The sequence below is a fragment of the Streptomyces pallidus (ex Mingjun et al. 2026) genome, from assembly GCF_051550185.1.
In the GTDB taxonomy this organism is placed as follows: domain Bacteria; phylum Actinomycetota; class Actinomycetes; order Streptomycetales; family Streptomycetaceae; genus Streptomyces.
On the sequence record NZ_CP196182.1, the window covers coordinates 546,994 to 559,357 of the forward strand.

12 protein-coding genes and 2 pseudogenes are annotated in these 12,364 nt (G+C 70.4%); 8 read left to right on the forward strand and 6 right to left on the reverse strand.

Annotated elements, in window-relative coordinates:
- Window positions 1–101: 101 nt before the first annotated feature.
- Window positions 102–605 carry a lactococcin 972 family bacteriocin gene (locus ACSHWO_RS37210; RefSeq protein WP_438319690.1) on the reverse strand — a complete coding sequence of 168 codons (504 nt, stop codon included), beginning with the start codon at window positions 603–605 and terminating at the stop codon, window positions 102–104.
- Window positions 606–1,471: 866 nt separating this feature from the next.
- On the opposite strand from ACSHWO_RS37210, the gene ACSHWO_RS37215 reads away from it, so the two are divergent.
- The 5 genes from ACSHWO_RS37215 (at window position 1,472) to ACSHWO_RS37235 (ending at window position 5,962) form a co-directional block, all read left to right on the forward strand.
- Window positions 1,472–1,681: a hypothetical protein gene (locus ACSHWO_RS37215; RefSeq protein WP_385848661.1), complete on the forward strand. Its 210-nt coding sequence runs from the start codon at window positions 1,472–1,474 to the stop codon at window positions 1,679–1,681.
- Entirely contained in the window at window positions 1,678–2,406 is a 729-nt protein-coding gene (locus ACSHWO_RS37220) for a restriction endonuclease (protein WP_438319691.1), read from the forward strand. Before ACSHWO_RS37215 ends, ACSHWO_RS37220 begins: the two co-directional genes overlap by 4 nt.
- 89 nt (window positions 2,407–2,495) lie before the next feature.
- Entirely contained in the window at window positions 2,496–2,945 is a 450-nt protein-coding gene (locus ACSHWO_RS37225) for a VOC family protein (RefSeq protein WP_438319692.1), read from the forward strand.
- 163 nt (window positions 2,946–3,108) lie between these two features.
- Complete coding sequence (locus ACSHWO_RS37230; RefSeq protein WP_438319693.1) at window positions 3,109–3,684, forward strand: DinB family protein; 576 nt, start codon at window positions 3,109–3,111, stop codon at window positions 3,682–3,684.
- 1,144 nt (window positions 3,685–4,828) lie between these two features.
- Complete coding sequence (locus ACSHWO_RS37235; protein ID WP_438319694.1) at window positions 4,829–5,962, forward strand: hypothetical protein; 1,134 nt, start codon at window positions 4,829–4,831, stop codon at window positions 5,960–5,962.
- On the opposite strand, the gene ACSHWO_RS37240 is transcribed toward ACSHWO_RS37235, so the two are convergent.
- The gene (locus tag ACSHWO_RS37240) at window positions 5,943–6,479 is read right to left on the reverse strand and encodes a hypothetical protein (protein ID WP_438319695.1); all 537 of its coding nucleotides are present in this window, start codon (window positions 6,477–6,479) and stop codon (window positions 5,943–5,945) included. The two genes, ACSHWO_RS37235 and ACSHWO_RS37240, sit on opposite strands and share 20 nt — an antisense overlap.
- Before the next feature lie 48 nt (window positions 6,480–6,527).
- On the opposite strand from ACSHWO_RS37240, the gene ACSHWO_RS37245 reads away from it, so the two are divergent.
- Both ACSHWO_RS37245 and ACSHWO_RS37250 read left to right on the forward strand, forming a co-directional pair.
- Complete coding sequence (locus ACSHWO_RS37245) at window positions 6,528–6,836, forward strand: Imm50 family immunity protein (RefSeq protein WP_438319696.1); 309 nt, start codon at window positions 6,528–6,530, stop codon at window positions 6,834–6,836.
- A gap of 15 nt (window positions 6,837–6,851) precedes the next feature.
- Window positions 6,852–7,358, forward strand: a pseudogene (locus ACSHWO_RS37250) (IS701 family transposase); the annotation flags it as partial.
- A gap of 97 nt (window positions 7,359–7,455) precedes the next feature.
- Here the strand turns inward: ACSHWO_RS37250 and ACSHWO_RS37255 are convergent.
- A pseudogene (locus ACSHWO_RS37255) lies at window positions 7,456–8,055 on the reverse strand (hydroxymethylbilane synthase); the annotation flags it as partial.
- Window positions 8,056–8,128: 73 nt separating this feature from the next.
- Here ACSHWO_RS37255 and ACSHWO_RS37260 point away from each other — a divergent pair.
- Window positions 8,129–9,003, forward strand: a protein-coding gene (locus tag ACSHWO_RS37260; RefSeq protein WP_438319697.1) for an IS5 family transposase whose coding sequence is annotated in 2 segments (ribosomal slippage) — window positions 8,129–8,473 and window positions 8,476–9,003 — 873 coding nt in all. Because the reading frame shifts where the segments join, the coding sequence is not laid out codon by codon here.
- A 16-nt stretch (window positions 9,004–9,019) separates the two neighbouring features.
- Here the strand turns inward: ACSHWO_RS37260 and ACSHWO_RS37265 are convergent.
- The 3 genes from ACSHWO_RS37265 to ACSHWO_RS37275 all read right to left on the reverse strand — a co-directional run bounded on the left by ACSHWO_RS37265 (window position 9,020) and on the right by ACSHWO_RS37275 (window position 11,811).
- Entirely contained in the window at window positions 9,020–9,412 is a 393-nt protein-coding gene (locus ACSHWO_RS37265) for a RidA family protein (RefSeq protein WP_438319698.1), read from the reverse strand.
- 318 nt (window positions 9,413–9,730) lie between these two features.
- The gene (locus tag ACSHWO_RS37270; protein WP_385848667.1) at window positions 9,731–10,357 is read right to left on the reverse strand and encodes a low molecular weight phosphatase family protein; all 627 of its coding nucleotides are present in this window, start codon (window positions 10,355–10,357) and stop codon (window positions 9,731–9,733) included.
- Entirely contained in the window at window positions 10,354–11,811 is a 1,458-nt protein-coding gene (locus ACSHWO_RS37275) for a polysaccharide biosynthesis tyrosine autokinase (protein ID WP_438319699.1), read from the reverse strand. Before ACSHWO_RS37275 ends, ACSHWO_RS37270 begins: the two co-directional genes overlap by 4 nt.
- Window positions 11,812–12,364 lie beyond the last annotated feature (553 nt).

The following is a 12,364-nucleotide window of genomic DNA, read 5'->3' on the forward strand; positions in this document are numbered from 1 at the left end:
GGCGCCGCTCCGGGGCTGCGCGGACAACTGAGCAGCCCCGGAGCGGCTCACCAACCTACCGCACCTTCCGAGGAGTTACTGCTCGGATCGGCGATCAGGGCCTAATCGACGCTGTAGTAGGTGGAGCAGGTGTAGGCGAGACCCGCAGTGAGGTTCGCGTTGGAGGTGTTGCGGGCTGCGGCCCAAGCGCGACGCGTATTGCCCGCGAGCTTCACCGTGGACGAGTGCCCCTTCGTCTGGTGGAAGTAATTCGAGTAGCAGTACTTATTGACCACCCCGGGGCTGACCTCCCTGGCCTGCCAGCCGTAACACCAGTTGCCACCGCTGGACGGGCTGAGGCACGCCTGCGACTGCGGGCCGAAAGAGCCCGTCGAAGCGTCCATCTTGAACGTCACCACACCCCATTCGGAGGGGTTTCCCAGCTCTGCGGGCGGCTGGGTGCCGTCTCCGCGGTGGTGAACGGTGACGGTGGCTCCGAAGGCGCTGGCGCTGGCGCTGGCGCTGGCGGTCGCGGACGCGTCGGCGGCGGCCGGCGCTGCGAGGCCTGCAGTCGCAATGGCTGCGCCCGCCATGGCGAAAGCGACGGACCTGGCGGCAGTCTTCATGAAATTCCCTCCCTTGATTCCCCCTGTTGGGAACGGGAGAGATCCTTCACGGGTCCTCACCTGCCGGCAAAGAAAAATTGCACCTTTTGGCTCGAAATCGCCCTAGTCGATTCGTGTGCTCTCGCCCAAGTATTTCAGTATTCATCATCACCTGTTTTGAAATGATTAGTCCGATAAAGCTGCCCAGTTCGACACGTCAGTCATGCAGCGCCTCCGATACTGAGCGGTGGCCGATACCTGACGCTTTTGTTTGGTCTGTGGCGTCGGCGTGCCCACCCGTCCCGTGCACGCGATACCGGACCCCGGCAGCAGCGGAACCTGGGTGAGTGGAGTGGGGGCGAGCGCGCCGAGCACCATCGGCCCGGTTCCGTACCGCCGCGCGACACCCGGGGCGCACGGCGCGCCGGCGGCCGAGCCGGTCTCGTGGCGGCGCTCACCGCGATGATCCGCGCGGAGCCCGGCCGCCCGGGGGCAAGGACCGCGAGCAGGCCGACCGCGCGTCCCGGCCCAGACCTCCCGGACCCGGACGTCCCTGGCCCGCTTCGCGTACCCGCCCACGCTCTTCCGGCTTTGCCATCTTGAAGCGGTTGGGGTTACTGCCGGAAGAGGGTCTCGACGATGATCTGTCGTTCGGCGGTGCGGGCGGAGTGGACTGGCTCGATGCTGACCTTCGCCGTGTCACACCAGGCCCGTGAGCGTGTCGACGAGGTGAAGCCAGGGCCGCGCGGGATTCGGCCACGTCCGGTGGTTTTGTGCCATTCGTCGGCAATCCGCCTCCCGCGTCACAGAGACGCGGCTACACAGGGAGCCTGGGCTGCGTCCTGCCGCCCACCTGTGATGGCCGGTCCTGGGGGAGGTCTGGACGGTTGCTGACCATCAACGTGGCCGTGCTGCTCGTCGTCATCGTCTTCTTTCGCCTTCGGCGGCGTACGGAGGCCCGCAGCCGCTTCGACGAGAGGATGACCGTCGTCATCGTCCTGGCGCTCGGTGTCCTGCTCGCACCCACGCCGGTCGGCCAGGGAATCATGGACGTCCTGGGACAGCTCGCGAGCGGCGTCACGCAGGCCAGCCGATGAGCCCCCGCCGGCGCAAGGGACGACCGTCGACGAGCCGGCGCCCGCCGGCGCGGCGGCGCACCCGCAGGCCCGGCGGGCGGCGGCGCGCAGAGGACGGGCTGGTCGGTCTCCTCGTGGCCGCGGCCCTGGCCATCGCCTTGGTCGTGGCCGCCGTCAATTGGTTACTGGCCCACTGGTGGGTCCTGGTCGTCATCGGCACGCTCGCGGTACTGGCCGGCGGCGCCCGGCTCCGCCAAAGGCAGCAGCAGGCGCGGTGGGAAGCGGCCCGCGCGCAGGGCCTGCGCTACGACCTGTCCCAGCTGGATGCCCTGCACCACTCCCGGTTCGAGGACGCGGTGCGGGACCTCATGCGCCGCGACGGCTGCCAGGACGCGGTACGCGTGGGCGGCCGCGGGGACTTGGGCGCCGACGTGAAGGCTACCGACCCTTACGGGCGGCGCTGGGTGGTCCAGTGCAAACACCGCCGGAACGGTCTGGCCGGCTCGGCCGTGGGTACGCCGGACCTCCAGGTCCTCAACGGCACCGCCCGCCCGGTCCACGGCGCCGATATCGCGGTCATCGTGACGAATGGCCGGGTGACTGCACCAGCCGTGGCCTTCGCCGAGCAACAGCGCCTCCACGTGGTCGACCGCCACGCCCTCGGAGCCTGGGCGTCGGGCTCACGTCCCCTGTGGGAGCTGCTCCGCGCCGTCCCGCCACCCCGCAAACCGACGGCCCTTCCCTGAACCCGCCCGCGGCCGGGCCTGCGGTCAACCCCGGTGACAACCACTCAACCCCTGCGTGTGCGAGTGGGCACAGCGGGTAGACGCGCGGCATGACCGTGCAGAAGACTCCCGTGATAGCCCTCGACTGCGCCGACCCCAAGTCCCTGGCGCAGTTCTACGCCGACCTGCTGGGCGCGGAGGTCCGGCCCGGTCCCACCTCGGACGACGTGGGCGTGGTGGGCGTGGCCGGTGTCAAGATCGCGTTCCGCCGTGACGCCGGTTTCACGCCGCCGAGTTGGCCCCGGCCGGAGGACTCGCAGCAGGCGCACCTGCGGATCGAGGTGGCCGCAGCCGACCTCGACGAGGCCGAGCGGGAGGCGGTGTCGCTGGGCGCCCGCCCGCTCGCCACCGGCAGCACCAGCACCAGCACCAGCATCGATTCCGGCATCCACACGGGGGACGGGTTCTGCTCCGCCCGCCTCCTCAGCGATCCCGCCGGCCACACCTTCGCCTTGGTCCCGGCGGATCCTTCTTCGGACCCGGCCGCGGTGGGCGGTTGAGGGTTCGCACGCAACCAGCTCGGGCCCGCCAGGGTGAAAGGACACCATCTGTTCGACGTGGTGGACTTGGACTCGTGGAGGCAAGACGTGGCGGTCGACCGCCGGTGGGCCCGGATGCGGTATCCAGTGGCGGACGAGAGCCGATGAGCACCAAGATGCGATCATGGACTCAGGCGCGCGCGACGACACATCACCGGTGACCCGGTGGACCCCTTCCACCCGCTACCCCGACATGTGGGTCGACCCGGATGACGACCCGCGCGAGACCGAACTCGAGACGGTCGGCGAACGCGCCACACTGCTGGAGAGTCTGCGCCACTTCCGCCTGACCATCGAGATGAAGTGTGCGGGCCTGGACGCCGAACAGATGGCCCGGCGCTCCGTACCGCCGTCCACGATGTCCCTGCTCGGCCTGGTGCGGCACATGGCCGAGGACGAACGGCACTTCCGCCGGATGGCCGGTGAGGACTCGCCCAGGATCTACCGCACCGCTGAAGACCGTGACGGGGACTGGAACGGCGCGGTCGCCGACCCGGCGGTCGTGGGGGACGCCTGGCGGCAGTGGCGGGCGGAGAGCGAGGTGACCGACCGTTTCATCGCCGGCTTCGCCGACCTCGGCACGCGCACCGGGGAGGCGCCGCTGCGCGAGATACTGGTGGCGCAGATAGCCGAGTACGCGCGGCACTGCGGCCACGCCGACCTCCTGCGCGAGAGGATCGACGGCCGAGTAGGCCAATGACCAACGGTGCCGTCGAGGGTGGAGCGGGAGTTGTCCGTCCTGTTCCTGACTGCGGCAGGACGGCCTCCTACGATCTGGCGCGGACGACCGCCCCCGAGCCGAAGGTGGTCGTCGAGGGCCGGGGCCCAGCTCCCGGCGGCCATACCCTCGTACGTCGTGTGGCCCACCCGGAGCACGTTCCGCGGCGGGGAACTCCTCGTGCGCGTAAACGGCGTGGCCAGCGTCGAAAGGGGCCGCGGGGCCTGCCCCTGCTGACCGGACGGAGCCGGTGGGGAAGGGACGGCCGGTCAACCCGCCCGGCCCGGGCGGCGGGCTGTGCGGACCGCTGGCCGCGACAGTCCCGGACACCACCGCGACGAAGGCCCTCACCGCAGAGGTGGCGCGGTCCGCAGGCCCCTCACCTCCCAGCAGCCGGCGAGTGACGAGCCACGGCAGTCGGGCGCCGTTCACCGCTGGCGACGAACAGTGCGGTCGCACCGCCCGCCACGGCACGGATCGCAGGGCAGATCTCGCCGAGGAACTCCACTTCGGCCGCACGGCGGCCCGCTTCAACGCATCGGCGCGCCCCTTTCCGGGCACACGAACCGTGTCGTGCCCCCGACCGGACTCGGACACCGGCTGCACCAGGACCTGCGGCCCGCGGGCCCGCGTACGAGCAGATAGGCCGGTCGGGACCGGGCGATCGCCTCCGCGCGCCAGGACGGGGGAAGAACTGACGCCCGGCCACCGGGTAGCCGGCCCACCGGGCCGACGTGGCCACGCCAGGACCGGACCCGACCCCGATCCGGACTCCGCGGCCTCTCCGGGGCGGCGTTCCGGCTCCTGGGCCCGCTCCAACGGCTGGGCGGCGAGCCGGTGGTGAGGGGGACCGTGGCGATCGGGTGATACGGGTTCCGCGGCCGTGATCACCCCGGACCCGGCGCGTTCCTGCATGTGCAGGCGTCCCGCGCGAGCGCGCTCCCGCCCCTCGGCCGGCCGGGCCCGTGCCTCCCTGCGGACCCACATCCACCACAGGAGAAGACCCATGACGGCCATCCACACAGTGGAGCGGCGCTGCGGCTCCCACGGCACTGCCGGGCAGTCGACCGCCGGTTGCGGGCTTCCGCAGCCGCCGGCCGGAGTGCGGTAGAAGAAGGAGGTACGCATGTCCGTTCCCACAGGATCCGTCATTCCACGTCCCGTCCGGCCGCAGGTTCGCTCGCTGACGGCTGCCATGCTCTCGACGGGCATGTCCCTGGCCCTCCTGCCGTTGCTGGCCGGTCCGGCCCGCGCACAGGGCTCTTGTGTGCAGTCCGGCAACCAGGTGGTGTGCACGTTCGACTACACCGGAGCGGCCGACACGTTCACCGTCCCGAGCGGGGTGACCCAGCTGTCCGTGGAGGCCCGCGGTGCTTCCGGAGGTGCAGGAGCCGGTGATCCCGATCCCGGAGGAGCCGGGGGCGCCGGTGCCGTGGTCACCAGCAGCCTGACCGTCACGCCCGGACAGACGTTGCAGGTCAACGTCGGCGGTGTGGGCAGCGCCGGGACGGAAGGCGGTCCGGGGACCGGTGGCTTCAACGGCGGTGGGTCCGGCGGGGCGTCGGACGACGCCCACGGCGGTGGTGGCGGGGGAGCTTCGGACGTTCGCTCCGGAGCCTTCGACCTGCTCTCCCGGCTGGTGACGGCCGGTGGTGGCGGCGGCGGTGGCGGAACCTCCGAGCTGGCCGGTGGTGGCGGCGGCGCCGGCGGCCAGTCGGGTTCGGACGGCGGCGACGGCACCCCGGGCACCGACACCACAGGCGGCGGTGGCGGCGGGGGCGCGACCCCCACCGCGCCGGGTGAGGGCGGGCCCGGAGGGACCGGCGCCGACGACACCGGTGGGGACGGCAACCCCGGGACCTTCGGCACCGGCGGCCTCGGCGGCCCCGGCGAGGCCGGAAACCCGGGCAGCGGGATCACCGCCGGCGGTGGCGGCGGAGGCGGAGTCTTCGGAGGTGGCGGCGGAGGCGGAGGCGGCATCACCAACACGGAGTTCTCGGGCGCGGGCGGTGGCGGCGGCGGGTCCAGCGCCGGACCCGCGGGCAGTACCTTCACCACCGGCGCGAACACCGGCAACGGGCGCGTCATCCTCACCTACGCACTGCCCGAGCCACCTGACGGCAGTGACGGCACGTCCGTCCTCCCCGTCAACCTCAGCGGGCTGATCCCGATCTACAACAACATCAACACCAACACCAACTTCAACAGCCCCAAGGCCAGCAACACGAACACCCAGAAGTTCAGGGCCACCGCTCCCTGACGGAAGAGCACCCCACAGAGCCGCTCTCCCACCCACGGCCGCGCCCACCGCCGCCCGCCCGGGCGCGGAATCTGCGGGTGTACGGCACCGTCACGAGCAGTGCCGTACACCCGCAGTACTCGTCGAACCCGTAGAGCACCTGGATCCCGGCAGAGGTCAGCCGCTGCGCCTTGTCGCGCAGTCCGGCGACGCTGCACCCGCGGTTCTCCTGCTCTCCGCAGTAGTTGGGGCCCTTGATCTCCAGCCAGACCAGCGCCAGCCGGCGTCCCGCGCTCGCATGCGAGAGAACGGGGTCGATCATGCTGTCGAGGCTGGGGCCCAGCCGGTTGCCACCGGCCGAGGAGCCCGCCATTCGTTCGGGTTCCACCAGGCACAGACGTCTATCTCGATGCTGTTGGCGCCGTGCTTGAGCCGCGTCCACGCCGCCGAGGGTGTCGACGCGGTGCGCGATGGCGGACCCCATCGATTGGCCGGAGCTGCGGACCTTGTACGGCACGCCGGTACCTGATCTGAGCACCTGCCTCTTCCTCTACCTGCACATCGACGAGCGCGACACCTCGGTGACGTGCACATCGACGAGCGCGACACCTCGGTGACGTTCGGCTTCGAAACCCAGCAGCTTCCCCAGCACCCGAAGCCGGAGTGGGCGGAGAAGGCGTACAACGCGCTGCGCTTCTGGATCGAGTTCACCGGTGTGGCGGACCTCCGGCTGCGGGGCATCCAGGCTGAGGCGGAACGCTCCGTCCAGATCGCCGGTGGCGACACACCCGGCTCTCTTCACCTCTCGGTGCGCAGCAGCACCCGGTCGATAGCCTTCACCGCCGCCGCTTCCCGGCTCTCGCATACCCGGGTCTACCTCCAGGGACCGGTGTAGCGGGCGCTGCCGCCCACCCGGCACGACACCGTCGTCACCCGCTGGGCACTCGACCACCCCGTCCACGACCTGTTCCCCGGCCTGCCGCGGCAGAAGTGGAAGCGTCGTTCCTGCGGCGAAGGGGCACACGGTCGGCGGATCTACGACTGGGCCCGCGTCGAGGTCAGGCCCTGGCACCGCGAAGACCGCCGGCACTGGGTGCTCGCACGCCGCAGCGTCAGCCGACCCGAGGAGATCTCCTACTACATCGCCTACTGCCCGGCCGACACCACCCTGGACGAACTCATACGCATCGCGGGCAGCCGCTGGGCTGTCGAGGAATGCTTCCAGACCGCCAAGCAGGAGTGCGGCCTGGACGACTACCAGGTCCGCCGCTATCCCGGCTGGCACCGCCACACGACCTTGGCGATGGCCGCCCACGCATGCCTCACCGTCCTGCGGGCCCGCCAGCTGGACACGGAGAAAGCAGAAACGGATCCTCCGAGCTCATCCACCTCAGCCTCGCCGAGATCCGACGGCTGATCACCCGCCTCACCGGCCGCCGTCCCACCCCGATCGGCCACGTCCTGCACTGGTCGACCTGGCGCCGCCGACGCCAACACCAAGCCCGCATCAGCCACTACGAACGACGCGGACACAGCGAAGACTGAGGGACATGGGTGAGCGGCGCGAGCAGCTGACCGATGGCGGGGTCGTCCGCACGGTGCTCGACGATCACGGTCCCCGCGCCGGCCGCGGGCAGCCACACGGTGGGGTCGAGGATCTCGGAAGCCCGGTCTTCATGGCCAAGGCGGCGCAGGCCGGCCAAGGCGGCGATCATCACGTCCGCGCCGAGCGTTCCCTCGTCCAGCCTCCTGAGCCGGCTGTCGGCATTGCCGCGGATCGGCACCTGTACGAGCTTCGGGTGGAGGGCCTTGAGAAGGGCCGAGCGGCGAGGTGCGCTGGTTCCGACCCTGGTGCCGGGCGGCAGTTCGGCGAGCGTGGCCGCCGGATGCCCGGCGGGGAGGACGAGGGCGTCGCGAGTGTCCTCCCGGGGCAGGACCGCTCCGATACTGATACCGGGGGACCGGTCGTGCGGGCCGGGCACGTCCTTGGCACACGCGATCGTTGCCTGGACGCGTCCGTCGAGGAGGTACCGGTCCGCGTTACGGGTGAAAGCCCCTTTCCCCCCGATCACCGAAAGCGGGCCTCTGTGCCGGTCGCCCTCCGAGACGATCTCGACGACGTCGAGGACCGTCTCCGGACTAGGGTCTGTTTCAGAAGTGGATCAAGGTCTGGGATGATCACGTCCCGTGGCTCGGGGAGATCTGACAGACGCACAGTGGACGGTGCTGGAATCGCTGCTGCCGGTGGGCATCAAGCCTGGTCGGCCGCCGGTTCACAGCAAGCGGCAGCTGATCGACGGGATACGGTTCCGCACGCGAACCGGCATCCCGTGGCGGGACCTGCCCGTGCGCTACGGGCCGTGGGAGACGGTGTACGGGCTCTTCCGCCGCTGGCAGCGGGATGGCACATGGCACCAGATCTTCGAGCGGCTTCAGGCTCGCGCCGACGCGAAGGGGCTTATCACCTGGGACATCTCGGTCGACAGCACGATCGCCCGCGCACACCAGCACGCGGCTGGCGCTCGCAAAAAGGGGATCTGCAGGTCGAACCGCCCGGCGGCGTCTTCACCGAGCCCGACGACCACGGCCTCGGGCGCTCACGCGGCGGACTGACCACCAAAATCCACCTCGCGGTTGAGCAGGCCCAGAAGCCGATGTCGCTGGTCATCACGGCCGGACAGCGCGGTGACTCCCCGCAGTTCCAGGTGGTCCTGGGCCGCATCCGAGTGCCCCGACTCGGACCGGGACGACCGCGCACCCGGCCGGATAAGGTCCGCGCCGACAAGGCGTACGGCTCCCGCGCCAACCGTGACTACCTGCGCCGACGCGACATCCGCTGCACCACCCCGGAGAAGCGCGACCAGATCGCCAACCGCCGGAAGCGCGGCTCCCACGGCGGCCGGCCACCGAAGTTCGACAAGGACGACTACAAGGAGCGCCACGCCGTCGAATGCGGGATCAATCGCCTCAAGCGCCATCGAGCCGTGGCCACAAGGTACGACAAGCTCGCCGTTCGCTACGAAGCCACAGTGCTGGTCGCGGTCATCAACGAGTGGCTGTGACCAGCACTTTCGGAAGTCAGTCGAGGATGGCGTCAAGCTCCATTTCAACGAGCCATTCCGGATCGATGAAGCGTGAGACCTCAACGAAGGTGCAGGCCGGACGGACAGACGCGAACCGCTCTCCGTGCGCTCGTGCGGCTTCCTTCCAGCGGGTCACGTCGGTGAGCATGATCCGAGTCCGCACAACGTCCCCCAGCGATGCCCCCGCTGCCTTCAACGCGGCGTCTGCGATGTCCAGACACCTGACAGTCTGGGCATAGACGTCACCCCGCCCCACGGTCGTCCCGTCGTCCCCGATGGGAGCAGTCCCGGCGACCGCGACGTGCGCCCCCTTGCGAATCGCCCGGGAAAACCCGATTTGCGGTTCGAGAGGCGAGCCAGAACTGACCATCTGCCGAACATGATCCATTGCACCATGCTCCCAGATCCCACACTTTCGAAACAGACCCTAGCGGGCGCGGAAGGCGTCAGCGAAGCGGCCGGTTTGTTCCAGGGCCATGGGGCTGGGCCGCGTACCCAGCCGGACGGCGGTGAGGGCGGTGCTGCTGCTGGTCATCAAGGTCAGGCTCCATGGGCGGTTGCGAGGTGGGCGGGTGAGAGGCGGGTCGTCCGCACTGCTGCCGCGCGCCCATCGAGCGGATTACCCCGAGCTCGGAACACAGCTCTGCGACTGCCACGACGCGTATGGCGATCCGTGATCGGAGTGGAAGCCCCATGCACCCTCGATTCAGACGCTCGCCCCGCCGCCCAGCAGCCGGGCGAGCATGCTCACCGCCCCGTCGATCTCGAGGGCGCACCCGTACAGCACAGGGTGGGGCCTCCCCCGCGGGTCCGCGACGTCATCCTCGGCCGGCGGGACCGGGGCGGCGGCACCCCGACGGCCGGCCGCGGCCGCGACTACGACGTCGAAACCGGCCACGACCCGCGGGCCTTCCCCGTCCGGTACGCCGCCCTGCGCGGTCGCCGCACCTTCCCCGCCCGCTTCCCCGCCCCGCACTTCGTCGACTCCCCCCACGGCAAGACGTACGAACTCCTTCAGGGTGAAGCAGCGCCGCATCGCCGACGGCGCGAGCCGCACCGCCGCCTCCCGGTGCTCGATGGCGAGCCCGAGGACCAGCGCCGCTCTCCCCACGAGCTGCGCGGTGAGCGGGCGGGACGCGAAGCCGGAGCCGTCACCGCCCAGCTTCTCCAGCACCGCCCTGGTGGAGCTCTCCATGCCGGGCCGGGGCCACGCCTCCGTGCCTGCGCTTTCCGGCCGCACGGCCGAGCCGGGCGGAAGCCTCGCGGCCAGCAGCCGCTCGGCGAGCACCGAGCGGTGCACATTGCCCGTGCAGACGAACAGGACCCGGGTCATTTCTCACCCGCGAGATGCGTCGCCGCGGCCGCGGCGTCCTCCCTCCGGCGGTCCGCCGCGCGAGGAGCGGGCAGCGCGCCGTACGACCCGTAGGTGCCGTAGCGGTCGCCCCTGGGCACCGGGGCCATGTTGAAGACGGTGCCGAGGACGCGGACACCCACGCGGTCCAGCGATTCCGCGGCGGTGCGGACCTGTTCCCGGCTGGTCTTCGCGGCGCGGACGACGAGCAGCGCGCCCTGGGCGAGCGAGGCGAGTCCGACGGTGTCGGCGACGGGCAGCAGCGGTGCGGTGTCGACGATCACGACCTCGTAGGTGTCCGCCAGGTCGCGCAGCACCTCTTCCATCCGCGCCGAGGCGAGCAGCTCTGTGGGATTCGGTGGTAGGGCGCCGCTGGCAAGCACCGAGAGCCCGCCGCCGACCTGCTGCATCACGTCCTCGATGCAGGCCTGCCCGATGAGCACCGTGGTCAGACCGGCGTCCTGGACGAGACCGAAGGTCGAGGCCACACACGGACGGCGCAGGTCGCCGTCCACGAGGCAGGTGGAGACACCTGCCTCGGCGAGCGAGAGGGCAAGGTTCACCGCGGTGTTGGTCTTGCCCTCACCGGGCACCGAACTCGTCACCACGATGATCCGTGGCGGGTCGTCGACCTGCGAGAACTGCAGGTTGGTGCGCAGCTTGCGGATGGCCTCGGCGCGGGGGGAGTGCCCGTCGGCGCTGACGAGCGGTTGCTTGGGGACGTTCCTGTCGTACGGGATGGTGCCGAGACCAGGCAGCACGGTGAACTCGCCCAGCGCCTCGCTCGTCTTGAGCGTGGTGTCGAGGTTCTCGCGCAGGGCGACGAGTCCGGCACCGAGCAGCAGGCCGCCGAGCACTCCTGCGGCCAGGTTCAGAAGCGGGCGGGGCGAGACCGGACCGACGGGGGCGACGGCCTCCTGGGTGACGCCCAGGGAGACCGGTGAGGCAGCGTCACCCGTACGGCTGCTTCGGGACCGCTCTGAGCCGGGCGCGTACTTGGGGGCTTCCAGTCGCTCGACGACCGCGCTGAACCGCTGCGCCACGGCGTTGGCGATGCGCGCCGCACGCTTGGGCTCGGTGTCCCGGACGGTGATGTCGATGAGCACGGTGTTGAGCGGGGCGACGGCGGTGATCCGCGATGCCAGTTCCTCCGGAGTGGTGCGCAGCCGCAGTTCCTCCACCACGGGCCGGGTCACCTGACGGGTGGTTACGATCGCGGCGTACGATTGAACGCGCGCCTGCGTGAAGCTCTGCCCCTGGTTCAGCTGGGCGGTGTCGTCGCCGGTGCGGGTGGCGACGAAGAGCTGGGTCCTCGCCTCGTAGACGGGTGTGCTCAAGCTCGTCGCGGCGAGCGCCGCCCCGATCGCGAGAACCAGACAGACCACGACGGTCGGCCAGCGTCTGGCAAGAGCCTTCAGGAATCCGTGGAGATCCAAGCTGCACCCCTCATGGGACCGAGGGAACCACCCGAAACGGAATGTCCTGTTCCCTATGTACGCAGCCGACGATAGGGACTCGCGCGCTTCAATCGGGGGAGCCACCCCTATGTCGCCCGCCAGACGACCCGCGCGAACGCACATCGCCCCGCCGGGGGTGACGGCGTGGGCCATCGAGAAGCAAGCGCTACACCATCGGGTGACTTCTGGGCAGCGCCACGCCAGTCGGTGCTATATGTCCCATTTTTTCCATGTATCCAGATGTTGGTATCCGGATCTTGCTTACGGGCGACGTTGCGGCCTGGCCCGGACTGAAGTCGAGGAGAGTGAAGAAGATGACGACATCGCCCAGATGGCGGGTTGCGCTGACATCGGCAGCATCAGCCGCTGTGCTCGTTGCCGCACCCCTGATGGGGGCGCAGACCGCCCACGCACAGCCGCCTTCTCCGACGTGCTACGCGTACCCGCCGGTGCCCCCGCAGCTCACCCTCAGCCGCACTGTGGTGCCTGCCGGGGGCACGCTGACGTTCAGTGGCAATTGCTTCGCCCCCTT

What these genes read in the sequence shown, in the direction of transcription:
- ACSHWO_RS37210 (WP_438319690.1), bottom strand. Translation starts at nt 605, where the DNA reads ATGAAGACTGCCGCCAGGTCCGTCGCTTTCGCCATGGCGGGCGCAGCC.
- ACSHWO_RS37220 (WP_438319691.1), top strand. Translation starts at nt 1,678, where the DNA reads ATGAGCCCCCGCCGGCGCAAGGGACGACCGTCGACGAGCCGGCGCCCG.
- ACSHWO_RS37225 (WP_438319692.1), top strand. Translation starts at nt 2,496, where the DNA reads ATGACCGTGCAGAAGACTCCCGTGATAGCCCTCGACTGCGCCGACCCC.
- ACSHWO_RS37230 (WP_438319693.1), top strand. Translation starts at nt 3,109, where the DNA reads ATGGACTCAGGCGCGCGCGACGACACATCACCGGTGACCCGGTGGACC.
- ACSHWO_RS37235 (WP_438319694.1), top strand. Translation starts at nt 4,829, where the DNA reads ATGTCCGTTCCCACAGGATCCGTCATTCCACGTCCCGTCCGGCCGCAG.
- ACSHWO_RS37265 (WP_438319698.1), bottom strand. Translation starts at nt 9,412, where the DNA reads ATGGATCATGTTCGGCAGATGGTCAGTTCTGGCTCGCCTCTCGAACCG.
- ACSHWO_RS37270 (WP_385848667.1), bottom strand. Translation starts at nt 10,357, where the DNA reads ATGACCCGGGTCCTGTTCGTCTGCACGGGCAATGTGCACCGCTCGGTG.